General features: G+C 44.3%; 23 protein-coding genes. 20 read left to right on the top strand and 3 right to left on the bottom strand.

What is annotated here, in order from left to right:
* Window positions 1-121 precede the first annotated feature (121 nt).
* From ACS8FD_RS06630 to ACS8FD_RS06605, 6 genes are all read left to right on the top strand, one after another.
* Entirely contained in the window at window positions 122-922 is an 801-nt protein-coding gene (locus ACS8FD_RS06630) for a peptidoglycan DD-metalloendopeptidase family protein (RefSeq protein WP_439275052.1), read from the top strand.
* Between the two features lie 185 nt (window positions 923-1,107).
* Window positions 1,108-3,297: an ATP-dependent helicase gene (locus ACS8FD_RS06625; protein ID WP_439275051.1), complete on the top strand. Its 2,190-nt coding sequence runs from the start codon at window positions 1,108-1,110 to the stop codon at window positions 3,295-3,297.
* Between the two features lie 310 nt (window positions 3,298-3,607).
* Entirely contained in the window at window positions 3,608-4,870 is a 1,263-nt protein-coding gene (locus tag ACS8FD_RS06620; protein WP_439275050.1) for an NAD(P)/FAD-dependent oxidoreductase, read from the top strand.
* Window positions 4,871-4,951: 81 nt separating this feature from the next.
* Window positions 4,952-5,290, top strand: coding sequence for a RidA family protein (locus ACS8FD_RS06615; protein WP_439275105.1), 339 nt, complete (start codon window positions 4,952-4,954; stop codon window positions 5,288-5,290).
* Window positions 5,291-5,441: 151 nt separating this feature from the next.
* A complete protein-coding gene (locus tag ACS8FD_RS06610; RefSeq protein ID WP_439275049.1) occupies window positions 5,442-5,882 on the top strand; it encodes a tetratricopeptide repeat protein in 441 nt (146 codons plus the stop codon).
* A gap of 120 nt (window positions 5,883-6,002) precedes the next feature.
* A complete protein-coding gene (locus tag ACS8FD_RS06605; protein WP_439275048.1) occupies window positions 6,003-7,535 on the top strand; it encodes an acetyl-CoA hydrolase/transferase family protein in 1,533 nt (510 codons plus the stop codon).
* 115 nt (window positions 7,536-7,650) lie between these two features.
* On the opposite strand, the gene ACS8FD_RS06600 is transcribed toward ACS8FD_RS06605, so the two are convergent.
* A complete protein-coding gene (locus ACS8FD_RS06600) occupies window positions 7,651-8,841 on the bottom strand; it encodes a glycerate kinase (protein WP_439275047.1) in 1,191 nt (396 codons plus the stop codon).
* 114 nt (window positions 8,842-8,955) lie between these two features.
* Here ACS8FD_RS06600 and cobT point away from each other — a divergent pair, with 114 nt between their 5' ends.
* From cobT to ACS8FD_RS06565, 7 genes are all read left to right on the top strand, one after another.
* On the top strand, window positions 8,956-10,017 hold the full coding sequence (gene cobT / locus ACS8FD_RS06595; protein ID WP_439275046.1) for a nicotinate-nucleotide--dimethylbenzimidazole phosphoribosyltransferase: 1,062 nt from the start codon (window positions 8,956-8,958) through the stop codon (window positions 10,015-10,017).
* Window positions 10,017-10,883, top strand: coding sequence for an adenosylcobinamide-GDP ribazoletransferase (cobS, locus tag ACS8FD_RS06590; RefSeq protein WP_439275045.1), 867 nt, complete (start codon window positions 10,017-10,019; stop codon window positions 10,881-10,883). Before cobT ends, cobS begins: the two co-directional genes overlap by 1 nt.
* 43 nt (window positions 10,884-10,926) lie before the next feature.
* Window positions 10,927-11,475, top strand: coding sequence for a histidine phosphatase family protein (locus ACS8FD_RS06585; RefSeq protein WP_439275104.1), 549 nt, complete (start codon window positions 10,927-10,929; stop codon window positions 11,473-11,475).
* 179 nt (window positions 11,476-11,654) lie between these two features.
* Window positions 11,655-12,806 carry an acyl-CoA dehydrogenase family protein gene (locus ACS8FD_RS06580; RefSeq protein ID WP_439275044.1) on the top strand — a complete coding sequence of 384 codons (1,152 nt, stop codon included), beginning with the start codon at window positions 11,655-11,657 and terminating at the stop codon, window positions 12,804-12,806.
* A gap of 118 nt (window positions 12,807-12,924) precedes the next feature.
* A complete protein-coding gene (locus ACS8FD_RS06575; RefSeq protein ID WP_439275043.1) occupies window positions 12,925-13,311 on the top strand; it encodes a tautomerase family protein in 387 nt (128 codons plus the stop codon).
* A 32-nt stretch (window positions 13,312-13,343) separates the two neighbouring features.
* Complete coding sequence (locus ACS8FD_RS06570; RefSeq protein WP_439275042.1) at window positions 13,344-13,916, top strand: GNAT family N-acetyltransferase; 573 nt, start codon at window positions 13,344-13,346, stop codon at window positions 13,914-13,916.
* Window positions 13,917-14,034: 118 nt separating this feature from the next.
* Window positions 14,035-14,892: a universal stress protein gene (locus ACS8FD_RS06565; protein ID WP_439275041.1), complete on the top strand. Its 858-nt coding sequence runs from the start codon at window positions 14,035-14,037 to the stop codon at window positions 14,890-14,892.
* A 112-nt stretch (window positions 14,893-15,004) separates the two neighbouring features.
* Here ACS8FD_RS06565 and ACS8FD_RS06560 read toward each other — a convergent pair whose 3' ends face one another.
* Window positions 15,005-16,003, bottom strand: a complete 999-nt coding sequence (locus ACS8FD_RS06560; RefSeq protein WP_439275040.1) for a GlxA family transcriptional regulator — start codon at window positions 16,001-16,003, stop codon at window positions 15,005-15,007.
* A gap of 168 nt (window positions 16,004-16,171) precedes the next feature.
* On the opposite strand from ACS8FD_RS06560, the gene ACS8FD_RS06555 reads away from it, so the two are divergent.
* The 6 genes from ACS8FD_RS06555 (at window position 16,172) to rluF (ending at window position 22,780) form a co-directional block, all read left to right on the top strand.
* Window positions 16,172-17,977, top strand: coding sequence for an acyl-CoA dehydrogenase (locus tag ACS8FD_RS06555; RefSeq protein WP_439275039.1), 1,806 nt, complete (start codon window positions 16,172-16,174; stop codon window positions 17,975-17,977).
* A 43-nt stretch (window positions 17,978-18,020) separates the two neighbouring features.
* The gene (locus tag ACS8FD_RS06550; protein ID WP_439275038.1) at window positions 18,021-19,043 is read left to right on the top strand and encodes an NADP-dependent oxidoreductase; all 1,023 of its coding nucleotides are present in this window, start codon (window positions 18,021-18,023) and stop codon (window positions 19,041-19,043) included.
* Window positions 19,044-19,046: 3 nt separating this feature from the next.
* The gene (locus ACS8FD_RS06545) at window positions 19,047-19,850 is read left to right on the top strand and encodes an SDR family NAD(P)-dependent oxidoreductase (RefSeq protein WP_439275037.1); all 804 of its coding nucleotides are present in this window, start codon (window positions 19,047-19,049) and stop codon (window positions 19,848-19,850) included.
* Between the two features lie 33 nt (window positions 19,851-19,883).
* Window positions 19,884-20,645, top strand: a complete 762-nt coding sequence (locus ACS8FD_RS06540) for an SDR family oxidoreductase (RefSeq protein WP_201559224.1) — start codon at window positions 19,884-19,886, stop codon at window positions 20,643-20,645.
* A 190-nt stretch (window positions 20,646-20,835) separates the two neighbouring features.
* A complete protein-coding gene (locus tag ACS8FD_RS06535; protein ID WP_439275036.1) occupies window positions 20,836-21,549 on the top strand; it encodes a DarT1-associated NADAR antitoxin family protein in 714 nt (237 codons plus the stop codon).
* 241 nt (window positions 21,550-21,790) lie between these two features.
* Window positions 21,791-22,780: a 23S rRNA pseudouridine(2604) synthase RluF gene (gene rluF, locus ACS8FD_RS06530; protein WP_439275035.1), complete on the top strand. Its 990-nt coding sequence runs from the start codon at window positions 21,791-21,793 to the stop codon at window positions 22,778-22,780.
* A 148-nt stretch (window positions 22,781-22,928) separates the two neighbouring features.
* On the opposite strand, the gene ACS8FD_RS06525 is transcribed toward rluF, so the two are convergent.
* On the bottom strand, window positions 22,929-23,456 hold the full coding sequence (locus ACS8FD_RS06525) for a peroxiredoxin (protein ID WP_439275034.1): 528 nt from the start codon (window positions 23,454-23,456) through the stop codon (window positions 22,929-22,931).
* Window positions 23,457-24,018: 562 nt separating this feature from the next.
* On the opposite strand from ACS8FD_RS06525, the gene ppiC reads away from it, so the two are divergent.
* The gene (gene ppiC / locus ACS8FD_RS06520; protein WP_439275033.1) at window positions 24,019-24,297 is read left to right on the top strand and encodes a peptidylprolyl isomerase PpiC; all 279 of its coding nucleotides are present in this window, start codon (window positions 24,019-24,021) and stop codon (window positions 24,295-24,297) included.
* Window positions 24,298-24,784 lie beyond the last annotated feature (487 nt).

Raw genomic sequence — 24,784 nt, 5'->3', positions numbered from 1 at the left:
AAATATCAGTAACCATAAATATCAATGACCATCAGCATTTGTTAGTTTAGCTGCCAGTGTAATCATTAATTTACAGCCTGTCCATGAAGAGCATGGCGTACATGAACTATAGGGAATTTATATGAAAAAGCTTACTCGTAAGTCAACACTAACCACCGCTCTTATCAGCTCATTGAGCGTAGCGACGCTTGCTATGACAGGTTGCGCGACCAAACCTACTTACCAAAGTGGCAATGCTGCCGGTCCCACTATTGTTACCAATAGCCAAGGCGTACCTAATTATCATCTGGTCAAACGCGGCGATACCGTTAGCCAAATTGCAGAGCGTTATCGTTTAAATTATCGTCAAATTGGCGCAATCAATAATCTAGATAGTAAATACACCATTTATAGTGGTCAATGGCTCAAGCTCTGGCAAGGTAATCAAGCGGCCAATAATTCTTATAACGCAAATAACCGTCAGCCTGTCAGCCCTCGTCCAACGTACAACCCTAATACTGCGCCAACACCTGCGCCTTCTGTAGTGCCGGCTTATGAGAACACAGCCACTTCTACCTCAGGCTATCAGTATCCTAGCCAAAACCAAGTCATTCGTAATTTTGATGCGGCAGGCGGTAATATGGGCATGTGGTTCGCGGGTCAAGAAGGGGATCCGGTACTAGCAAGCCAAAGTGGTACCGTGCTCTATTCCGGTAATGGGCTAGCAGAATACGGCAACTTGATTATGATTCGCCATACCGATAATTACATTACCGCTTATGCTCATAACAGTCAGCTGCTAGTGCGTGAGGGCGAGCAAGTTCAAAGTGGTCAACGTATAGCAACGATGGGGAGCAGCGGGCAGACCAATCAAGTCGGCTTAGAGTTTCAAGTCCGTCTCAATGGTAATCCTATCGACCCGCGCGCGGTATTAGGGCGTTAGCATAAGCGTGGTTTTGATTGCTTTTGTTGAATGTTTCTATTTATTATTGCTATTTATTGGTTTTAGAGCTGGTCATTGATAATATTGATGATCAGCTTTTTATATCGAATGCGCTATAGCTTAGAGCTAAATTATAAAGCCAAGTTGTAGAGTAAAAACTACCAAGCCAAAGGTTATTGCCGATTATGCAAACCACTGTCTTTAATACCGAATCTTATAACTATCCGCAAAACTTCGCTGATATCAAGCCCAAACTCGAGCAGCTACAGCAAGCGATAAAAAAGCTAGAAGCCAATCTGATTGACGCTGATGATAAAGAGCTAAAGAAGCGTTTGCGGGCTGATTTAGGTTTGAAAGTTGATTATGCCAGCGAGCTCAACCCCAATCAGCTTTTGGCGGCAACGACTATTCAAGGTAAAGTACTAGTGATCGCTGGAGCCGGCTCTGGCAAGACAAAAACCCTCACTTATCGTACCAGTTATTTATTAGAAAACGGCGTGCCGCCTAAGCAAATCCTGCTACTGACTTTTACCCGCAAAGCAGCCAACGAGATCAAAAGCCGCGCCAAAACCTTGCTGACCAATAGCGCGTCAGACGAGAAGTTAGCAGAAGATACTTTGTCTACTTACATAGCGCCGACTAGCAAAGCGCTTAACGACATCACAAGCGGCACTTTTCATTCATTTTGCAATAGGCTGCTGCGCCAGTATTCAGGTCTGCTCGGTATCAACCCGCGTTTTACTATCTTGGATACCGGCGACGCCGAGGACGCCATAGATCTAATTTATAAAGAAAAAAAGTACCCAGCGCAAACTAAGAAACAAGCCTTTCCGCGTAAACGTACCCTACAAAATCTGTTTTCAACTTCTAGAAATAGACGTATTCCCATCTCTAAGCTAATTGAAGATAACTATCCTGATATCGCTATCCATATTCCTATCATCGAGCAATTGGCTATCGATTTTCATGAATATAAACGCGCTAATCACTTATATGATTTTGATGATATTATCAGTCAAGTCGTACGTCATCTAAAAACCAATGATAAATTCCGAGCGCTGCTACAAGAGAATTATCGCTACGTCATGGTCGATGAGTATCAAGATACCAACATTCCCCAAAAGCAGCTGATCGATCTGATTTGCGCTCCGGCCTCGGTATCGCTGATGGTCGTCGGTGATGACAACCAAAGCATCTACGCCTTTCGCGGCGCAAATTATGAGAATATCCTACTCTTCGGGGAGACTTACCCTGAAGCTAAGCTGATTAAGCTTGAGCAAAATTATCGTAGTACCCCAGCTGTGCTCGACTATGTCAATGCGCTATCTGCGCAAATCACCTTGGGCTATCAAAAGCAGCTGTATTCGAACGCTACCATAACCGGTGATAAGCCTGTCTTTAGCCGCGCTAGTGATGAGACAAAAGAGGCAAGATATATCGCGGATAAAATCGCCGCGCACAAAGCAGATTATGATTATAGCGATTGTGCGGTACTGTGCCGCACCTCTTTTCAGTCAAACTATGTGCAGCTCGAGTTTATGGAGCGCCGTATTCCGTTTATCGTCGTCGGCGGTATCAAATTTGTCGAGCGTCGCCATGTCAAAGACGTCCTCGCCTTTATCAAAATCCTTTATAACCCCAATGACACCATTGCTTGGCACCGCATATTGACCTTGTTTAAAGGAGTAGGAGCAGTCACTGCTACGCGCTTAACGCAAGCTATCAATGGCGATGACAACTCATTTGAGCCACTGCTGTTACCAAAATTTAGTAAAAAAAGTCCGCAGCTTGAGCCTTTATATGTAGCTCTGAGCAAAGCGCAACAAGCGGAGTCGGTTGAGACGGTTATCGAGTTAATTTTGGAATTTTATATTCCTATTCTGAAGACAGTTGAGGAGAATTGGCGCGAGCGCAGTGAAGATTTTCGCGTGCTAAAAAACCTAGCTAATGAGCATAATAGTCTCGATGACTTCCTAGAAAACTTAGCACTTGATCCGCCTAACGATTCTGTTGCTACGGCTGATAAGCCTGAAGACGATGATACGGATAAGGTAACTATCTCAACTATTCATAGTGCTAAAGGGCTTGAATGGCCGATAGTCTTTGTTAATTCACTCGTCGATGGCATGACCCCGCATCATCGCTCATTGGATGATTTTGAGGAGTTAGAAGAAGAGCGTAAGCTATTTTATGTGGCCTGTAGCCGCGCTAAAAACAAGCTGTATCTAACAGCGCCTGATTATTTTGCTAGCTATTCAGGCTACTTTGATAAACCCTCAAGGTTTATCGCGGAGCTGCCCGCGGATAAAGTGGAGATTAGGCGCTCGAAGAAACTATTAGAAACGCTGGCGAGTGAGGACTCGGTTTGGTGGTAGTAGGATGGTGTTGTCTATACGATGCTCTATGAGCTCAGCTCTATCTTTTATAGCAATACAACTATAACAACACAACCTCACGGCTGATAATGCTGAAAATACCGAAATATAGTCATAATAGTAGCTGTAATACCTTTAAGTTATTAGAGTCTAAGGAATACATAACTAAAAGTAATTTATCAAAAAATTTATTGTTAATAAATGCTTTAATATTCTCTATAATGCGTTACCATAACCACTTTAAATTTTCTGTCTTATTTATCTTAAAACTCCTACTAAGGTATAGTTTTTACTATTTGAAGGGTATGTTATGCGTTATGACGTTATTGTTATTGGTGCGGGCATGGTCGGCACCTCAATTGCTTGGCATCTACAAAAGAATAATTCTAAAGTGCTAATGCTCGACAGAAAGCTGCCGGGCCTTGAGACCTCTTATGGTAATGCTGGGCTTATTCAACGCGAAGCCATCCATACCCATCCTTTTCCGCGTCAGATTACGGAGATGTTTCGAGTATTGCCGAATCAAGGCACTGATATACGCTACCGAGTTCCGGCTATCCTGCGCTATCATCAAGCGCTATTACAGTACTGGAAGTACTCGTCACCTGCTTCAGTCAAGCAGATAGAGAGTGAGTGGCAGACGTTGATTGCACATTGTACTAGTGAGCATCAAAAGATGATCGAGGCATCAGGTGCTGACGAGCTCATCACTCGTGATGGTTGGCTACAATTGCATCGCTCAAAAGAGACACTAAAGACCGCTGCAGACACTGCTGAAGTTGACCGCGCGCAAGGCGTTGAGCATAAGGTGCTAAGCCTAGAAGAATTAAAAGCACTGGAGCCAAATGCCAATTTTGACGGTTTTGTCGGCGCTATTCATTGGTTAAACTCTTGGCAGGTTTCTAACCCAAGCTTTCTAGTCAAAGCTTACGCTAAGAGCTTTGAGCAGATGAATGGCTCGATACTTGAGAGTAATGTCACTGAGATTCAGCCTGATAACAGTAATGAGGCTCAGGGCTGGAAAGTCGTTACCGATACAGACACTTATTATAGCGATAATTTGGTCATTGCTGCGGGTCCCTGGTCTAATGAGTTAATCAAACCACTTGGCTATAATCTGCCATTATTCCCGATGCGCGGCTATCATCAGCATTTCAAACTCCATGAAAAAAATACCATTCATCACAGTATGTTCGATATGGACAAGGGCTTTGTTATGGGGCCAATGCAGCAAGGCATCCGTATCACAACGGGCGCTGAGATGACGACGATGAATGCACCGAAAAACTTTGGACAGTTAAAGACCGTACTCAAGCTGGCTCGCAAAATTCTACCTTTAGAAGACGCAGTAGAAAGTGAAGCATGGGCGGGCTCGCGTCCTTGCATGCCAGATATGAAACCTGTCATCGGACCTGCGGACAAGCATGATAAGTTGTGGTTTGCATTCGGTCACAGTCATCAAGGTTTTACCTTAGGACCTATCACCGGTCGCCTAGTTGAAGAGCTGATCCATGACAAGCCATTGACTGTCGATGTCGAGCCTTTTAATGCTCAGCGTTTCGCAAAAAAATAACACTATATTTTTAGCCGCCATCTAGTTAGCACTGTTGATGATTCGTATTTTAATCAACTAATGAATTAAGGATAAATCATGATTAAGAAGCTCCATAGCACCCAACGTATGAGCAGAACGGTCATTCACAATCAGACCATTTATCTATGTGGTCAAGTCGGTAATGCGAAAGACGACATCAAAGCGCAAACCCTCACTTGCCTAGAGAAGATTGAGAGCTTGCTCAATGAAGTCGGTAGCGACAAATCCAAGCTGCTCTCAATGACGGTTTGGGTAAAGAGCATGTCAGACTTTGCGGCGATGAATGAGGTTTATGATCAATGGTTTGAAGGGGTGCAGCCGCCAGCCCGTGCTTGCGGTGAGTCTGCTCTTGCGCGTCCTGAATTACTCGTTGAGATGATCGCTATCGCGGCAGAGTAGGGAGCGGTCTAAATTAAAAAGGCATGGTATAGACTATCATGTCTTTTTTTAGTAAAAGATGATTTAAGCGTCTGCTACATTGCTATCCACCTTTAAGCCATCTACCCCTAAGCCATCCATCCTGATTTCAAAAGAGTTAAGAGCACTGCTGATGAATAATACTAAAATCAATACGAAGATTTATAAGGCTATTTATCTGTTAGCCGAGGAGCTATTAGAAGCAGACCGGATAGGCGATCAAGCGGCCTTTGACGGGTTTTATGCTGATCTAAAAGCGATCTGTGTCGACAATGAAAACACTGATAAAGATCATCCCGAGCAGTGGGAGACATTAGCGGATTTTACCGAAGATCTCGATGCAGCGCTTATTATTTATGATAAAGCCCTAGGCAAAGCAAAAGCTATCAATGCAAAAGATCACTTAGCTTCGATAGCTTTTTCGATGGCAGTGTTGCAAGTTGAGTTAAATCAAACCGATAAGGCTATCGAAAATCTACAAAATGCTAAAATCGCCGCGAACAAAAGCGAGGATAAAGCCTTTAAAGTTGAAATCGATGAGCTACTAGCCACATTATTAGCTGAGAAAGATTAATATTTAACAGAGGCTTAGTTGTTCAATACTAAACGGACGCTGCACTTACGGCGTCGTTTTTACACGCTCTTATTACTGTATTAAGAGTTTAATTTAATAAGGAAGTTAAAGGAAAATAATATGAGTTCAATAAATCATGAAGGTCGCGTACTGCACGAAGGGCTAAATAAAAAAATTATGTCGGCTGAGGAAGCAGCTCGCTTTATCAAAAACGATATGAATGTTGGTATGAGCGGGTTTACAGGGGCAGGCTATCCGAAAGCGATTCCAGCTGCCCTTGCCAAGCACATGGAAGCGGCCCACGCTCGCGGCGAAGACTTTCAAATTGGTTTATTAACCGGCGCCTCTACCGCCACTGAGTGTGACGGCGTATTAGCAGAGGCTAACGGCATCAAATGGCGTACTCCGTATCAATCAGAGCCGGCCTTACGCAAGCATATCAATGCTGGGAAAGCCTTATACTTTGACATGCACTTATCACACGTCGCGCAGCAAAGCACCATAGGCTTTTATGGCGATATGCACATGGCGGTTGTAGAAGTGGCTGGTATCTTGCCCGATGGCCGCTTGATTCCATCGACCTCGATTGGTACCAGTAATGCGTGGCTTGAAAATGCGGATAAGATCATTTTAGAGGTTAACGCTCAGCAAAGTTTGATGCTTGAGGGCATGCACGATGTGTTTAATGATATCGGTATGCCGCCCAATCGTAAGCCGATTCCACTAGTCACTCCGGGTGGCCGTATCGGTGTACCGTACTTGCATTGCGATTTAGATAAAGTGGTCGCTGTGGTGTTAACTGACTCGCCAGATCGTAATAGTAAGTTCGCCGATCCGGATGAAAAATCAAACAAAATCGCTAGCCACATCATTGACTTTTTCCATGATGAAGTCAAAAAAGGCCGCATGCCTAAGAATTTACTACCGATCCAATCTGGCGTCGGTAATGTCGCCAATGCAGTGTTAGCAGGGCTAGAAAACAGTCCGTTTGAGAATTTGACTGGCTACACCGAAGTACTACAAGACGGTATGCTTGATCTGATTATGTCTGGCAAAATGACCATGGCTTCTGCGACAGCGTTATCACTGAGTCCTGTGGCACTAGAGACTTTCAATGCCAATATTGAAGAGCTGCGCGCGCGCATCGTGTTACGTCCACAGGAGATTACTAACCATCCTGAGGTCTCGCGTCGTTTGGGTGTGCTAGCGATCAATGCGATGATTGAGTGCGATCTGTACGGCAACGTCAACTCGACTCACGTTATGGGTACGAGCATGATGAACGGCCTAGGCGGTTCTGGTGATTTTGCTCGTAACGCTTACACTTCGTTCTTTGTCAGCCCGTCAACGGCGAAAGACGGCGCTATCTCTTGCATCACGCCGATGGTCTCGCATCATGATCACACTGAGCATGACGTTATGGTAATTGTCACTGAGCAAGGACTAGCGGATCTACGCGGCTTAGCTCCGCGTCAGCGTGCACAAGCAATTATCGATAACTGCGCGCATCCAGACTATCGTCCTATGCTGCAAGATTACTTCGATCGTGCCTCTGCTTCTGAAAACGCCGGTATGCAAACGCCGCATATTCTTGAAGAGTCTTTGTCTTGGCATCAGCGTTTTGTCGAGACTGGCGACATGCGTATTAAGTAGGCTTTATAATATTAAAACGCTTAGTAAAATGTACCCCTTAGTTATTATTTAGCTAAGGGGTATTTTTATAAAAGAGGTTTTTTGAAGGTTATAAAAAGAGTGTGTTAGCAGCGCTCTAGTTTATTCTCCTACCTAAGCGCAGTGCTGCGGCAAGGTTTAGAGCAGTAGTTTCAATATTAAGATAAGCACTATTTAACACCTCATCGATAGGCGCAAGCTGTTGAATGCTAGGCAACACCACAGCAAACAGATCGTCTATAGCAGAGTTGTTATTAGTGCTTTGCTGATAATAGTCTTTGTCAACCGCGCCGCAAACGGCGATAGCAGGTTTGTTTTGTGCTTTTGCCATCAATCCAACGCCATGAGCGACTTTACCCATCATCGTCTGAGCGTCTAGTTTACCTTCTCCAGTAATGACTAAATCAGCCTCAGCGATATGCGCTGATAAACGCGTAGCCTCAGCAACAATATCAAAGCCGGATTGCAAATTGGCATCAAGAAAAGCCAAAAATGCAAATCCTAGTCCACCTGCTGCGCCTGCACCTGCTACTTTTTGATAGTCCTTATTATCGTCTTGCCTGTGTTGCTGAGCATAAATATGAGCAAAATGCGCTAATGCTTTATCTAATATATCGACTTGCGCGCTAGTCGCTCCTTTTTGTGGACCGAAGACGGCACTAGCGCCATTGATGCCGCACAGAGGGTTGGTGACATCACAGGCGACTGCAAAAGGGGTTTTCACTCGCGGCAGTATTTCTTTAATTTTTGCATGCAAGGTGGAGGTATCTATACGCTGCAGATTGGCTAATTGCGCGCCGCCTTGAGTCAATAGTTCATTGTTTTTATCGTAGAAAGTTATGCCTAAAGCCATGAGCATACCAAGCCCAGCGTCATTGGTTGCGCTACCGCCTAAACCAATAATAAAACGCTCTGCACCGTTATCCAAGGCATCTAAGATAAGCTCGCCTACGCCATAGCTACTCGTCATCAAAGGGTTTTGCTCTGTACTCGTTAACAAGGCTAAACCGCAAGCTTGCGCGATTTCTATCACCGCAGTGTTATCCGCTAGCAGTAGATATTTAGCGGTAATAGGTCGCATTAACGGATCGTGAACGTTTGCCGTTATCCAGCGCCCCTCGAGTGCGCAGGACAGAGCTGCAGCAGTACCTTCGCCGCCGTCGGCCATAGGCAGTAGGGTATAAGTGGCATCTGTGAATACTTGCCTAAACCCAGATTCAATAGCGCGGCAAACCTCTATAGCATCAAGACTTTGTTTAAAAGAGTCGGGCGCAATTAAGATATTCATAACTGACCTCTAAGCGGGTGATTTAAGACATTAATAATAGTGTATCTGCTACCATAGCGGTTTAGTTAACTTACCCTACTTTTTTTAAAGTTTTCTCAGTTGCAGGACACTATTTTGACTTCTTTTATCGCGCCAACTATACCCAGTATAAAAAATAATGACTTACAGCAACAGCTGCAACAAATCATTGATCTTAAGACTAAGCCAATAGGTGCACTTGGTCGCTTAGAGTCGCTTGGCTTGCAACTAGGTCTGATACACAGCAGTACTCAGCCGAAAATCAAGCAGCCGCAGATTCGAGTGTTCGCGGCCGATCATGGTCTAACTAAGCATGGAACCTCTGCGTTTCCTAGTGCGGTGACTGCGCAAATGGTGCATAACTTTTTAACTGGTGGCGCGGCGATTAATGTCTTAGCGCGTCAGCACGATATCGAGCTAAAAGTCGTTGATGCCGGCGTAGCAACTGATTTTGAGTCGCACCCGGAGCTATTGAGCCAATATAAAGTCCGTCAAGGCAGTCGTGATGCGTTGACTGAGCCTGCGATGACTGAAGAGGAGTGTTTGCTCGCTCTCAATAATGGTATGGCGGTAGCTAGAGCATTAACAGGTAATCTATTGATTGTAGGCGAGATGGGCATCGGCAATACTTCGGCGGCCAGTTTATTGCTCGCGCGTCTAGGTGATTTGCCGATAGCGGATTGTATCGGACGCGGTACAGGACTTGATGATGCAGGTCTTGGGCATAAAGAAAAGATACTCAGCCAAGCTTTGCTGTTTCATAGCGCGGCTAAGTCACCTTTTGCAGCGCTCGCGGCACTTGGCGGATTAGAGATTGCGATGATGGCAGGGGCTTTGATACAAGCGGCTAGCGATAGACGAATATTATTAATTGATGGCTTTATTGCGAGTGTAGCTTTACTGGTCGCAGAGCGTTTAGCACCCGGGGTGGTTCAATACGCCGTATTCGCCCATCATTCGGTCGAACCAGGTCACGCACAACTTTTAAAGCTGCTCAATGCCGAGCCACTGCTCGATATGCAAATGCGCTTAGGCGAGGGTAGCGGGGCGGCACTCGCTTATCCTATACTGCAATCGGCCTGCGCTATTATTGATGAGATGGCAAGCTTTAGCGATGCTGGGATTAGTGAAAAAAACAGCAGTGAAAAGAGTCTCTAATGTCCGAATCTAAACTAGCAAAGGCTACTAAAATGCCAGAAACTATCAATAAAAAGGTATCCGTTTGGCAGCGTATCAATCATGAATGGACACTACTTTTAGTCGCGATTCAGTTTTTAACGCGCTTGCCAGTGCCGACATTTAAACAGTATCAACCTGAGTGGCTGCACCAAAGCAGTCGTCATTTTCCGGCGGTGGGCCTACTGGTAGGGCTGTTATGCGCGTTAGTGTTTTGGCTAGTTAGTCTCGTTTTTAACCCATTAGTTGGCGCGGTTATCAGCAGCGTTTTTGGCATTCGGCTGACGGGCGCGTTTCACGAAGATGGGCTTGCCGATACTTGTGATGGACTCGGTGGCGGCCTGACTCGCGAGCGCACTTTGACCATTATGAAGGACTCACGTTTAGGTACTTATGGCGTTTTAGGCTTAGTTTCAGCGCTGTTAATCAAAATTACCTTACTGGCTTCCATGCCTATCGCTGTCGCCATCACAGCTTTGATTATCGCGCATAGTGCTTCACGTTTGCTCTGTATCAGCTTAATAGCTTTACTTCCTTACGGCGGCGAGATCGAACATGCTAAGGCCAAACCGATGGCGCAGCAGTTGACTCTGATGCAAGCGCTATTTGCGAGCGGTTGGGTGTTTTTAGCACTCGCTATAGTGTGGGTAATATTTCCAAATGCGATGAGTCAAATTAGTATTGGACAAGGAGTGTTGGCATTGGCGCTAGCATTCATAGCGACCGACTATATGCGCCGATTATTGCGTCGTCGCCTCCAAGGCTATACCGGTGATGGGCTTGGCGCGACTCAGCAACTAAGCGAAGTGGCAATTTATGCAGGACTCGCAGCGACTCTCCCTTTTTGATGCGTTAATTTGTTAAATTTATAACAATGGAACTCTTTTTTTGATGACACTCTACATATGGCGTCATCCTAAACCTATTGCCGCCGATGGCATTTGTTTGGGGCAGACTGATATCGCCGTTGATCCGCGTAAGCTCAAACGTCTGGCTAATCAGATTCAGGGTTTTGCCCGTAAACACAAGCTGGCTAAAGTGATTTGGGTCAGCACGCTTCAGCGTTCGCTAAAAGTAGGCGAAATATTAGCGCAGCGAGGCTTTGAGATACGTCAGTCTGATAAACTATCTGAGCTAGATTTTGGCAAATGGGATGGGCAAGCTTGGCCGCACATTGGCAAAGCAAAGATTGACGACTGGTGCAATAATTTTGCTGAGTACAACTTTGAGACAGGCGAAAGCTTAACCCAGTTATTTGTTCGAGTAGAAGAGTGGTTGCAGTTGCAAGTGAATCAAGAAAAAGTTGTCTTGGCTATTGGTCATGCAGGCTGGATTAATGCGGTTAAGATGCTAGCCGACCACCAACCTGTACCTAAGTTGGCAAGTGACTGGGCAGCGCCCGTTGATTATAATGAGCTTAGTATTCTAGAGTTTCATTGAAATTAATGTGACCTTGAGGTTATATAGATAGGCGTTGCTTAACAAAGCTATTTTTGCAACTATATTTGTCTGCTTTATTTTTAGCCGAACCAAAGAAGCTATTTTTAAGTAAAGAGCGGGTGATAAACTGAACGCACTCCCTCTTAAACCGTTAGCAAACCACTATCAAGGATGAATCAATGACAATCCCCAGCTTTAAACCCACCTGGATGAATGAAGAAATCGATATGCTCTATGAGAGCGCCTATAAGCTTTTTAGAAATTGGGAGCAGCATGATGAGAAGTGGCGTGATGATGGTATGCTCGATCGAGAAGCTTGGTTAGAGGCCGGCGAGATGGGGTTTTTATGTGCTTCTATGCCAGAAGAGTATGGCGGGGCAGGTGGCGACTTCCGTCATGAAGCAGCGCTTATCTATGCGCAGTCCGAGGCCAATCAAGCTGGCTTTGGCGGCTTTTTGCATTCTGGTATTGTCGCGCCTTATATCTTGCACCACGGCACCGAAGAGCAAAAGCAAAATTGGCTACCTAAGATGGCAAGCGGTGAGATGATTGGTGCCATCGCCATGACCGAGCCGGGCACTGGCTCAGATCTGCAAAACATCAAAACCTATGCGGTAAAAGACGGCGATGATTATGTTATCAATGGTTCTAAAACCTTTATTACTAATGGTCAATTAGGTAATTTGATTATTGTCGCTTGTAAGACCGATAGAGAGCAAGGCGCAAAAGGTGTGTCGTTAATCGTGGTCGAAACCGATAATGCGCCGGGGTTTGAACGCGGTAAAAAACTCAAAAAACTTGGCATGGCGTCACAGGATACCTCAGAGCTGTTTTTCAATAATATGCGCGTGCCGCAAGCTAATCTTTTGGGTACAGTTGAGGGTATGGGCTTTATGCAGCTGATGCAAGAGTTGCCGCAAGAGCGGCTGATTGTCGCTTTAGCTGGCGTCGGCGCGATGAAGCTAGCGCTAGATTTGACCATTGACTACACCAAAGAGCGTACCGCTTTTGGTAAGCCGGTTTGGAGCTTCCAAAATACTCGCTTTAAACTTGCTGAATGTAACACGCATTATATTGCCTCAAGCGCATTATGCGATGCTGCAATCGAGGCACTGCTAAAAAAAGAGCTTACGGTTCAGCATGCCGCTTTAATCAAATATTGGGTCACCGAAAAGCAATGTATCGTGATGGATGAGTGCGTGCAGCTATTTGGCGGTTATGGCTATATGATGGAGTATCCTATCGCTAGACTCTATGCTGATGCGCGCGTGCAAAAAATCTACGGCGGTACCAATGAGATTATGAAAGAGCTGGCTTCGCGTTTTATGTAGATGAGTATATTTTTACTATAAAAATCGGTACGAAAAAAGACTTCACTTATGGGAGTCTTTTTTCGTTTTGACAAAGGTTTTTTGCTACACTCAAGTTTTATAGTGAGTAAAATATATTATGATCGTTATATATGGTATCAATGAAAACCTCAACCCTATCAAAGCTCAGCTCTCCGAGGTGATTCATAGCTGTATGCAGTCGGTATTAGGATTACCAGAGGGCAAAAAAGTACAGCGCTTTATTCCTTTGAATGCTGAGGATTTTTATTATCCTAGCGATAGGTCAGCGGCTTATACAGTTATAGAAATTAATATGATGGCAGGGCGGACGATGGCGACGCAAAAAGCGTTAATTAAAACCTTATTTCAACAAATTGACGCTAAGATTGGTATTAAACCTATAGATATCGAAATCACTATCAAAGAGCAGCCTGCGCATTGTTGGGGCTTTCGCGGAATAACTGGCGATGAGGCGGGTGATTTGAGTTATAGGATTAACGTTTGATGCTGTTTTACATTCTAAAAGCTATTTAAATCATGATAAGACATCCTGCTCTCTCTAAATTAGAAACCAAGCGTCTAATATTAAGACAATGGCAGCCTAGTGATTTTTCCATTTTTGCGGAGATGAATGCTGATCCTGAAGTCATGCAGTATTTTCCTAAGGTACTCTCTAAACACACAAGCGATATCATTGCTAATAAATGTCAGCAGCTGATTGAGGATAACGGTTGGGGCTTTTGGGCAGTCAGTCTTAAAGAGGATGCTGATGATAATTTTATTGGTATGGTGGGTCTAAACCAAGTACATCAGGATATGCCGTTTGCCCCTAATGTTGAGATTGGTTGGCGCTTGCATAAAGACTACTGGCGTAACGGCTATGCACTAGAGGCAGCACAGGCAGCACTTAAATTCGCTTTTGAAGTTTTGCAGCTTAAGGAAGTGGTGGCTTTTACCGCAGTAAGTAACAAACCTTCACAACGTCTGATGCAACGTTTGGGTATGAGTAATATCAATAAAGACTTTGACCACCCTATGTTAAATGCCAATCATCCGTTTGCCACGCACGTACTCTATAAAATGAGCAAAAAAGACTGGCAACAGCCATAGAGTAGTCGATAAAAATTTGCAATAAACTTTATAAAAACTGTCAATGCGGGCCAATAATCTGCTATAAATATGAGTACCGATACTACAATATTGCGTCTAGCGCATTTAAGGATGAATTATGGCGACTCAACATATTTTAGCTTGTATCGATGGATCGACAGTGACCGAGTCCATCTGTGGTTATGCGGCATGGTATGCCAATCGGCTGAGCCTGCCGGTTGCTTTACTGAATACGATCGAAGTGCCTGCCTCAGTCAGGCGTGATCTCTCAGGAACCATTGGCGTAGACAGTCGTCAGATTCTATTACAAGAGTTATCGGAGATAGATGAACGCCGAGCCAAGGTTGCTAATAATTATAGCGACGCATTAGTACAGGACGCAAAAAGCTATATCAATAGCCACTTCGATGTCGCCGTTGACATCTATCAGCGTCATAGCAAGTTATTGCCTGCTATCGAGCATTTCAGCGATATGAACCGCGCTATCGTGATGGGACGTCGCGGTGAAGACCACAAAAACAGCCGCATCAATATCGGTAGTCAAATCGAAACCGTCGCTCGCGCCTCCAGCGTACCCATTCTGATTTGCTCAGAGCCGTTTCAGGATCCCACTTCTTATATGATTGCTTTTGATGCGAGTAAAACCGCTATCAAAGTCATCAAACGCATCGCTAAAAGCGAAGTACTAAAAAAGCTACAAGGCCACTTAGTGATGGTGGGTAATCATGATAGCACTTCCAAAAATAGTTTATCCGCGGCAGCCGCAGACTTACTAAATGCAGGCTATAATATTGACTGCCACCATCTACCGCAAGGGGATGCGGTCAATGGCCTCCTTAATTTTCAGCTAGAAAATCATATCGATATTATGGTGATTGGTGCTTATGGTCACTCAAAATGGCAGCAGATGTTTCTAGGTAGTACGACGACTGAGATTTTAGCGAGCACGGTCTCACCAGTGATTTTGGTGCGTTAATATTGAGTAATTTTAAGGGTGCTTGAAGCGTAGGCTGAGTTTTTAACCCAGGCTATAACAGGTTGTGTTCAGTGAAGATTTACTTTAGCTAAGCTACTGCACAGCTTTGCAGTCAAATCGCTAGCCGCGAAAATTTATCGCGATATTCCTTTGGCGTCAGTTCAGTCGCTCGCTTAAACAAGCGAGTAAACGAAGAGAGGTCACTATAGCCGACCTGATAAGCAAGCGACTTGATAGTAACTGTCTGCGATTCAAGCAGCCTTTTGGCCTGCTCAATTCTCACCGCTTGGATATACTCAATGGGGCGCATGTCGATACTGGTTTGAAAGCGTCTATTTAGCGTACGCGGTGTCACATTGACAATAGTGGCCAAGTCACTGACTTGCAGCGGTTGATCGAAGTTGTTTTCGATATACTCTTGCACTTGTTTGACTAAGGTATCGCCATGCGGTTTATGCAGGGTTACATTGGTATAGCTGTTTTGACTGCCCCTTTTACTATCGATAATCTGGGTCTTTGCCACTTGCGTTGAGACCTCGCGTCCGCAGTAACGCTCAATAAGCAGTAGCGCTAAATCATAAAAAGCGCTGCCACCTGCTGCACAAAATATATTCCCTGATTGGGTGACGAACTGATTGTCTTGCAGATCAACTAAAGGGTAATCACTTTTAAATTTATCGGCGTAGCCCCAATGTGTAGTCGCGGTTTTGCCATTAAGTAGTCCTGCCTCAGCTAGAAAAAAAGCGCCGCTACAGTTGCTTGCGATATCGGCCTCGGTTGCGGCCAAACGCTGTAAATGCGGTAGCAGCTTTGAGTTTTGTTTAAGCACCTTATCTATCGAATCGCCAATGGTTGGGATGAGTAGTAAATCACACTCGCTTACTGTACTAATGTCGCAATGCGCTTGAATGACCAGCCGATTGCTGGCGGTGATATCGACGCCGCCAAGGCTCGCAATTTGCACCTTAAACCTTGGCTTTACTTCTAAATCCAAAAAACGCTGCCAACTGACGCCAGTAAAAGAAAATAAGTCCAGCGCTCCTGAAAGCACGCTACCGAGCACCCCATCAAATCCGAGAATAATCACTTCATAGGGCTGTTTTTGTGACATGGGCGACTCTCCTTAAAGACTATTATTCTTCGTGTTCTCTTAATGCACTATTAATAGCAGTGTCGTTTTTCACCTTAATTATGTCATAAATGACAATACGGTAAAGCTAAAATTTAGCTTATGATTACTCTAATACTCATTTATAAGCTTTAGTAAAGAGGGAATATTATGGCGGCAGATACTTTGATTAACGAATACGAACTACCTTTTCAGCTCTACGATGTCTTAGATGTTGAGCGTTTAACTGAACATACTAAGTTTTCTGAGCACAACCGCGAAACCTTTGATGCAGTGCTAGACACTGCAGACAAGATAGCGACAGATTTGTTTTTACCGCATAACCACCTAGCGGATAAAGATGAGCCGCAGTTCGATGGCAAAACCGTCAGCATGATTGACGATGTCAAAGTCGCCTTTGATGCTTTTCGAGACTCTGGCTTTATTGCCGGTCGTTACTCCTTTGAAGATGGCGGCATGCAGCTGCCTGAGACGGTAATGACCGCAGTAGCTGGCTATTTTATGGCGGCTAATCCTTCAACCACGGCTTATCCTTTTTTGACGACAGCAGCCATCAATGTCATCTCGCATTTCGCGAGTGAGGAAGTCAAAGACGCCTTTATGCCGCGTATGCTGACGGGCGAATTCACCGGTACTATGGCACTGACTGAACCGCACGCCGGCTCATCATTAGCGGATATTAAAACAACTGCGACCGAGCAAGAAGACGGCTCATATCGCATTAAAGGTAGCAAAATCTACATCTCAGGCGGTGATCATGAGCTGTCTGATAATATTGTGCATTTAGTACTCGCCAAGATTCCGGGAGGACCCGGCGGCGTTAAAGGTATCTCGCTATTTGTCGTGCCAAAGTATCGTCTAAAAGAGGACGGCTCAATAGGCGAGCGTAACGATGTGCATTTGACAGGATTGCTGCACAAGCTTGGCTATCGCGGTACTACGTCTACCGCACTGAGCTTCGGTGATAAAGGCGAGTGTTACGGCTATTTAGTGGGCGAGCCGCATTTCGGCCTGCGTTATATGTTTAAGATGATGAACGAGGCGCGTATCGGTGTGGGCTTTGGCGCGGCGATGATCGGTTATCGCGGCTATCAGTACTCGCTTGATTATGCTAAAGACAGACTCCAAGGCCGCATTGCCCCGAATAATAAGCCTGAGCATGATGCTACTGCTATTATTAATCATGGCGATGTCAAGCGTATGCTGCTCGCGCAAAAAGCTTATACCGAAGGTGCTATGGCTTTGTGTTTATACGGTTCTAACCTAATCGACCGTATTAATACGAGTGATGATGACACGTTACAGAACGAGCTATCAGAATTATTAGATTTATTAACGCCAGTGATCAAAGCTTGGCCTTCAGAGTATGGTCCGAAGGCTAATGATTTAGGTATTCAAGTGTTAGGCGGCGCGGGTTATACGCGCGAGTATCATGCCGAGCAGTTTTGGCGTGACAATCGTCTTAACCCTATTCACGAAGGCACAAATGGCGTACAGGCGCTCGATTTGTCATTTCGTAAGATTTGGCAAAATAAAGGCTTAGGCATGCAAATTCTAAAGCGCGAGATTACTAGCGACTTACAAAGTATCACCACGCCTGAATCCGCCACGCTTGCCGGTAAGCTGATGCCTTACACTGAGCATCTACATGAAGTGCTCGTGCATTTGAGCAAGATATTACCGACCCAAAAAGCGCTGATTTTGACTGGCAATGCGCAAGCCTTAATGAATATTTTTGCCTCAATCGTGGTCAGCTGGATGTGGATTCGCCAAGCAAGCACAGCCGAGCAGCTACTGGCTCAGGAACAAGCGAGCGATAAGCAAAACTTTTATCAGGGCAAAATTCAAGCGGCCAAATACTTTATCGACTGGGAACTACCCACTATCCAGCGCGATATTCAATTATTAAATAACGACAACTCAGTCTGTACCGATATGCAGGCCGAGTGGTTTTAGACTCGCTGAATACCTTTCACCCAAAATTAATTTAAAGGAATAAATGATGACAGCTGAAAATAAACAGACCAATAAGCAGTGGCGACTCAAAGAGCGACCGACAGGCAAACCTAGCCGCGATACTTGGGACTATACCGAGACCGAAGTACCTAGCATTAGCGATGGCGAGATTTTGATCAGAATTAATTATATCTCTATCGATCCAGCGATGCGCGGCTGGCTCAATGATGCTAAATCCTACATCGAACCGGTGCAAGTCGGCGATGTGATGCGCGCTGGGACGGTCGGTGAAGTCATCGAGAGTAAGCATGACAAGTTCAAGGTTGGCGACTTTGTCTGTGGTCATAACGGTGTACAGTCCTATGCAGTCAGCGATGGCAAAGGTCTGTATCAAGTCGATCCAAATCTAGCGCCGCTGCCTTATTATCTTGGCGTACTCGGTATGCCAGGGATGACGGGTTATTTTGGTCTGCTAAAGACTGGCGAGCCTAAAGCCGGCGAGACCGTTGTAGTCTCAGGAGCGGCAGGTGCAGTCGGCGGTCTAGTCGGTCAAATCGCCAAAATCAAAGGCTGCCGCGTCGTTGGCATCGCGGGTGGCCCTGAGAAATGTCAATTTTTGATTGACGAGTTAGGCTTCGATGCGGCAGTCGATTACAAAAACGAGAACGTCAAAAAAGCGCTTAAGCAAGCTTGTCCAGACGGCGTCGATGTTTACTTTGACAATGTCGGCGGTGAGATTTTAGATGATGTCTTAACTCAGATTAATGTCCATGCGCGTATTGTGATTTGCGGTGCGATTAGTCAGTATAACAATACAACGGCGGTCAAAGGCCCTGCTAACTATCTATCGCTATTAGTCAATCGCGCGCGGATGGAAGGCATCGTGGTTTTTGATAATATCAAAGAGTATCCAGTAGCGATGAAGGATATCGCCGGCTGGATACAAGCAGGAGATATCACGGTAAAAGATCATATCGTCAAAGGTATCGAAACTTTCCCTGAGACTTTAATGATGCTGTTTAAAGGTGAAAACTTTGGCAAACTTATACTACAAGTAAAGGAATAACTCATGACGACAAACGGACTTGCAGCAAACACGCTAAGCAACTTACCTGCCTCTAATGTCGAGGGCAAACGCATTCTTATCACCGGCGGCGCCTCAGGTATTGGCGCGGCTAGTGCTAAGTTGTTAGCCAGTCGCGGCGCAAAAGTGGTCATTGGCGATAGGAACGAAGAGCTTGGCAATAGTGTCTACAAAGAAGCGCTAGAGGCCAATCATAGCATTACTTTTAGACGAGTCGATGTCACCGATGGCGATGATGTTCGCGCGCTATTTAAGTTCGCGATGGCAGAGCTTGGCGGCCTTGATGTGGTCATTAATAATGCCGGTATCGACCATGCGCCCAAACCGATGCATGAGCTGAGCGATGACGATTTTGATAAAAATATCGCGGTCAATCTCAAGGGCGTTTGGCACTGTATGCGAGCGGCAGTGACTTGCCTAGCGCCTAATGGCGGCGGTCATGTCATTAATGTGGCTTCTATTGCAGGTTTGCGCTCTGCACCGTTACTATCTGCTTATAGCGCTGCTAAGCATGGCGTTATGGGACTCACTAAGTCAGCCGCTCACGAGTATGCCCGGGTCAATATTCGCTTCAATGCCGTCTGTCCAAGCTTTATCGATACGCCTATGGTACAGAACACCATGGCAAAAATGGACGAGCGTGCTCAGCAAGCAACCATCAAAGCCAGTCCGCTGCGCCGCCTAGGTAAAGTGGAAGAAGTATCAGGCGCTATTGCTTGGCTTGCTAGCGATGAGAGCAGCTTTATGAATGGTCACGCCTTTACTTTAGATGGTGGTATGTTAGCTTAATCATTAGATATTTAATAATATAAAGGAAACATAATGAAAGATTTATTTGATTTAACAGGGAAGATTGCCTTAGTCACCGGCGCTAGTCGCGGCATTGGTGAATCTATTGCACGCTTGCTGGCGTCACGCGGAGCGCACGTTATCGTGTCAAGCCGTAAGATTGATGCTTGCCAAGCAGTTGCTGACAGTATTGTAGAGAACGGTGACAAAGCCAGCGCTTATGCCTGTCACGTCGGCGAGATGGATCAGATCGACGCTATTTTTGAACACATCAAAAGCGAATTTGGTCAAATCGATATCTTAGTCAATAACGCGGCCGCCAACCCTTATTACGGTCATATCTTAGATACTGATTTAGGCGCTTTTGAAAAGACTGTCGATGTCAATATTCGCGGTTATTTCTTTATGTCTATTGCTGCCGGTAAGATGATGAAAGAGCAGGGTGGTGGCGTTATTTTGAATACCGCTTCGGTCAACGGTATTGTCGCTGGTGACAAACAAGGAATTTATTCCATCACTAAAGCGGCGGTGATTAGCATGACTAAATCTTTTGCTAAAGAATGCGGTCCGCTCAATATCCGTGTGAACGCTTTATTACCAGGTCTCACTGATACTAAGTTTGCCTCAGCACTGACGTCAAATGATAAAGTATTAAACATGGCACTACATGCGATTCCGCTAGGCCGCGTCGCCGACCCTGATGAGATGGCAGGTACCGTACTGTATCTAGTATCAGACGCTTCAAGCTATACCACTGGCGCTTGCGTACTTGTCGATGGTGGTATGCTGACTTAACTTTATGCTTTTTATACTTTAAAGTTTCAAGTAGATTAGTTATCAAAGAAAAGGACAGAATAATCAATATTTTGTCCTTTTTTATTGCTCACATTTTATCATTCACAATTGTATTTAAACTAAAACGGCTTTCAATTCCTCAACTCTTGGTATAATGTTCATCATTATGATGAACTGAAGACTATACACTATGGAACAAAATCAAAACGCTGTAGAGCAAAGACCCGTGTTCATGCCGAGAGTCAATAGTGACAACTTAGTAAAGACGGATATGGTTCGTTTTGAGCGGCATGTGGGATTTGCTAGTAGACAAAAGAAAAAATCTATCAACGATCTGCATCAAGTCATCCGTAAAAAGTACGGTTTTAATCAGGTGCTTGAGCTATCAAGTAAATCGGGCAATAAGCTCAGTTTTTTACTTAGCCCACTCAGTTTACAGCTCACTGATGAGCATAGTGGCGGCCAATATAGTGTAGAGAATATCTTTCAGGCGAGTAAAGTTTTTGAGCAGGGCGGCCCCTTTACTGACTTACTCGATGCGCCACCAAGACAAGCTAAAAAAGACGAGCGCTTGCACCGCTCAGGCAAGCTTATAGGTTACAATGATTTTGGTATGGAGTGGAATTTAGAGCCGTTGACCATGTTTTATGATTGGCTATACATCAATGCCCTCAAGCAAAACACTCAGCTACATAGCGAGGTGATGCAGTATCAAGCGGTCACCGATATTACCTTTAATCCTAAAAAATCTATTCACAGCTCAGCTTATGCGCTAGCATTATTTATGGCACTAAATAAACGAGATTTACTCGATAATGTGGAAGACCCAATAGCGTTTTATGATTTATGTGATGGGTTTAAAGTGAGTAATACGGAGCAACTGTTAGAAGAGGGTTGGTTCTAATAGTTGAATTAACGCTATATCTACTGGCAATTGGTATAAGTTTTGAGCTTTGAACCTTATTGAGAAGCTCTTCGACATCATCTCGATTAATAGTGTTTTGAATACGCTTGTTCCTGACCATCTCTCTTAAAATCGATACTGAATTTCCTATATAATGTCAGTCATCTCATCACTACTAATCCATTCAATTTAAGCTCTTTTCTAGTAAGAAAGGGCGTTTAATTAGCTAAAACGGTGCTTTATGTACAATGCGTCCTCGACTCGGTTAAATAAATACATTAGAGAAAGTGGTATCTGCTCTCGGCGCGACGCTGACCGCTTTATCGAACAAGGAAACGTATACGTCAATGGCAGGCGTGCGCAAGTCGGTGATCAAGTGGTTGCTGGAGATACGGTAAAGGTTAACGGACAGCTCATTGAGCCGCAAGACGCTGATGATTTTGTATTTATTGTACTCAATAAGCCAGTCGGTATTGTAAGTACAACAGAAAAATCTGAGAAAAGTAACATTGTCGATTTTGTGAGACATAGCGTACGTATTTTTCCGATTGGCCGTTTGGATAAAGATTCTCAAGGTTTGATTTTTTTGACCAGTAATGGCGACTTGGTCAATAAGGTATTACGTGCCGGCAATAACCATGAGAAAGAGTATTTAGTGACGGTGAATAAGCCGATAACCGAAAGTTTTATTGAGGGTATGGCAGGTGGTGTGCCTATTTTGGGGCAAATGACCAAAAAATGCCCAGTGACTAAGGTGGCGCCCACCGTATTTAACATTACCTTAGTGCAAGGTCTGAATCGTCAAATTCGCCGTATGTGTGAGCATTTTGGCTATGAAGTCGTCAAGCTTGAGCGTACACGGATTATGAATGTGAACCTTAAGGGTCTTGCCATTGGAGACTGGCGAGACTTGACTCAAAAAGAGATGTCCGTTTTGCTTAAGTCCATAGAAGACTCTTCTTCGCAAGATAGTAATGCACCCAAGAAGTCTACTAATAATCGCCGAAAGAAATCTGGCAATAATACTTCCTCAAAGTCAAAAGCGTCTTCAAAATCTCAGGGCGCAAAAGGGAATAATAAACACTCCAAGAATGGCGCTAAAAACCCAGCGGGTACTAAAGGTGGACGTCCTTCCGGACGTGGTAAGAGCTCTGGTGGTAATGGCAAGCCTACTGCGAATGGTAAGCACCCTGCAAAGGGTAGAGGGTCTAAGCGTTCCTCTAAACGATAGGGTGTTGCATGATATTCAGCTCATTTAGAAATAAAGGATTTAAGTAAATATCCAAAAAAAGCCTCACCACTCGTAAATGAGTAGTGAGGCTTTTTAAGTATTTGAGCAGCTATCAATGCTTAGTGATAGCAGTCAAGAGTCAATACGGTTAAGCATTATTTTGCAAATACTCTAACATAGTGTCGGCATCTGAGACTTCAAAGGGGTCTATTGGGCAGTTGTCGCCAAAATCAGGTTCTTTAAATACCTTTTTGATGGCTTTATTGTCGACATACATCGAATAACGCCATGAGCGCATACCAAAGCCAAGATTACTCTTATCAACCAGCATGCCCATTTTACGGGTGAACTCACCATTGCCATCAGGCAGCAAGAAAACGTTTTCACGGTTTTGCTTGAGACCCCATTGGTACATGACGAAGGCGTCGTTGACAGAAACGCAAACGATTTCATCTACGCCTAACGCTTTAAACTCATTATATAGCTCTTCATAACGAGGGAGGTGGCTGGTAGAACAAGTTGGCGTAAAAGCACCAGGGAGTGAGAACACAACCACTTTTTTATTAGCAAATAACTCATCTGTGGTTAGGTTATACCAGATGAATGGGTTGTCTCCGCCAATAGCTTCATCACGAACACGAGTTTTGAAAGTCACATCAGGTACATGGGTAATCATTATTTACTCCGATTTAGGTTATTGTGTTTTTGTTTTCAAAATTAAGCATTGATATGATAATAGTTATAGCAACCCATAAGCAAATCTTTAAGCCTATCTTGTATAAGATACCACTGTTTAAAGGAGCATTACCAAGCCCCTGATATCGATATTAGAGGCGGCGATCCACAGATAGTATCTAGTTACTGACCCCTGCCACCAATCCTGTAGACCTAAATTGAGAGATTTTAATTACGCAGCCTACCAAGTACAGCCAACATTCATTTGTTTAGATGTAGTGGCGATGGCATTTAATACCATACTCTTCTTTGATACTTTTAACTATGCTTAGCAAAGTACGCCGTCGCCTCACTCGAGCATAGCTCTCCTCTTGCGTCGGGGGAAGCAGTGCTTCGCTTTATCTCTCCTCATTTAGGATCTCGTAATCCTCTTCAGCCACTCTAAGTTGTCGCTTGAGCTGTTTTATTTCTTAGTCATGGTAAACTGTGATTAATATGCTTAGTTTAAAAAGTTTATCTCTACGGTTTCTTCAGCATAGCTCACTTTATAAAAGGTTTACATTATGGCTCGTACCGCTAGTGCATTACACATTTTAGTAAAAGACAAAGAGCTGGCGGAGGATCTTATCGCCAAACTTAAAAAAGGTGCTCAGTTTGATGTGTTGGCTAAGAAACATTCAACCTGCCCATCAGGCAAAAAGGGCGGTAGCTTAGGTGAGTTTAAACAAGGTCAAATGGTACCAGCTTTTGATAAAATCTGTTTCAACAGTGAACTCTTTACCCCGCATTTGGTGAAAACTAAATTTGGCTGGCATGTGGTTAAAGTGCTTTACAGAACGTAAGCGTTAGAGTTTATAGCCGCATAGACTCTTTAATTTTTTTAAAAGATGATGCCAACAAAAAAGTCAGACAATTAATTTGTCTGGCTTTCATTCGAATATAATCGCTACAGTCCTAGCAAACAACCCTTGAAAATTGGACAAAAAAAAGCCTCACTACTCTTTATATGGGAAGTGAGGCTTTTTGCTCTGATCGAGCCATATTTGGAGCGGGATAAGAGGTTTGAACTTTCGACCTTAAGTTTAGGAGATTCGTTATTATTAACACAGATACAGTGTACTTGCTTATCTATATCATGCTGTAGTATTTCTTACAGAAAAATACCAACATGTAGTTGTTCAAAAAAACGGTATCTTGATCAATATAGTAGTCGCTAGAGCTCTTTCGATCTCCATTTCAAGAAAATAACTTTCTAGGGCGTGTCTTCAATTCATCTTACAATGAACGATAGTACACGCCAGATAAAGCATTGACTTAAAATTACGAGCT

The organism is Psychrobacter sp. 1U2 (assembly GCF_051847575.1).
The sequence above is the reverse complement of the archived record's forward strand: the minus strand, read 5'-3'. Positions and strand labels throughout refer to the sequence as shown.

What these genes read in the sequence shown, in the direction of transcription:
- ACS8FD_RS06630 (WP_439275052.1), top strand. Translation starts at nt 122, where the DNA reads ATGAAAAAGCTTACTCGTAAGTCAACACTAACCACCGCTCTTATCAGC.
- ACS8FD_RS06625 (WP_439275051.1), top strand. Translation starts at nt 1,108, where the DNA reads ATGCAAACCACTGTCTTTAATACCGAATCTTATAACTATCCGCAAAAC.
- ACS8FD_RS06620 (WP_439275050.1), top strand. Translation starts at nt 3,608, where the DNA reads ATGCGTTATGACGTTATTGTTATTGGTGCGGGCATGGTCGGCACCTCA.
- ACS8FD_RS06610 (WP_439275049.1), top strand. Translation starts at nt 5,442, where the DNA reads ATGAATAATACTAAAATCAATACGAAGATTTATAAGGCTATTTATCTG.
- ACS8FD_RS06605 (WP_439275048.1), top strand. Translation starts at nt 6,003, where the DNA reads ATGAGTTCAATAAATCATGAAGGTCGCGTACTGCACGAAGGGCTAAAT.
- ACS8FD_RS06600 (WP_439275047.1), bottom strand. Translation starts at nt 8,841, where the DNA reads ATGAATATCTTAATTGCGCCCGACTCTTTTAAACAAAGTCTTGATGCT.
- cobS (WP_439275045.1), top strand. Translation starts at nt 10,017, where the DNA reads ATGTCCGAATCTAAACTAGCAAAGGCTACTAAAATGCCAGAAACTATC.
- ACS8FD_RS06585 (WP_439275104.1), top strand. Translation starts at nt 10,927, where the DNA reads ATGACACTCTACATATGGCGTCATCCTAAACCTATTGCCGCCGATGGC.
- ACS8FD_RS06580 (WP_439275044.1), top strand. Translation starts at nt 11,655, where the DNA reads ATGACAATCCCCAGCTTTAAACCCACCTGGATGAATGAAGAAATCGAT.
- ACS8FD_RS06575 (WP_439275043.1), top strand. Translation starts at nt 12,925, where the DNA reads ATGATCGTTATATATGGTATCAATGAAAACCTCAACCCTATCAAAGCT.
- ACS8FD_RS06570 (WP_439275042.1), top strand. Translation starts at nt 13,344, where the DNA reads ATGATAAGACATCCTGCTCTCTCTAAATTAGAAACCAAGCGTCTAATA.
- ACS8FD_RS06565 (WP_439275041.1), top strand. Translation starts at nt 14,035, where the DNA reads ATGGCGACTCAACATATTTTAGCTTGTATCGATGGATCGACAGTGACC.
- ACS8FD_RS06560 (WP_439275040.1), bottom strand. Translation starts at nt 16,003, where the DNA reads ATGTCACAAAAACAGCCCTATGAAGTGATTATTCTCGGATTTGATGGG.
- ACS8FD_RS06555 (WP_439275039.1), top strand. Translation starts at nt 16,172, where the DNA reads ATGGCGGCAGATACTTTGATTAACGAATACGAACTACCTTTTCAGCTC.
- ACS8FD_RS06550 (WP_439275038.1), top strand. Translation starts at nt 18,021, where the DNA reads ATGATGACAGCTGAAAATAAACAGACCAATAAGCAGTGGCGACTCAAA.
- ACS8FD_RS06545 (WP_439275037.1), top strand. Translation starts at nt 19,047, where the DNA reads ATGACGACAAACGGACTTGCAGCAAACACGCTAAGCAACTTACCTGCC.
- ACS8FD_RS06540 (WP_201559224.1), top strand. Translation starts at nt 19,884, where the DNA reads ATGAAAGATTTATTTGATTTAACAGGGAAGATTGCCTTAGTCACCGGC.
- ACS8FD_RS06535 (WP_439275036.1), top strand. Translation starts at nt 20,836, where the DNA reads ATGGAACAAAATCAAAACGCTGTAGAGCAAAGACCCGTGTTCATGCCG.
- rluF (WP_439275035.1), top strand. Translation starts at nt 21,791, where the DNA reads ATGTACAATGCGTCCTCGACTCGGTTAAATAAATACATTAGAGAAAGT.
- ACS8FD_RS06525 (WP_439275034.1), bottom strand. Translation starts at nt 23,456, where the DNA reads ATGATTACCCATGTACCTGATGTGACTTTCAAAACTCGTGTTCGTGAT.
- ppiC (WP_439275033.1), top strand. Translation starts at nt 24,019, where the DNA reads ATGGCTCGTACCGCTAGTGCATTACACATTTTAGTAAAAGACAAAGAG.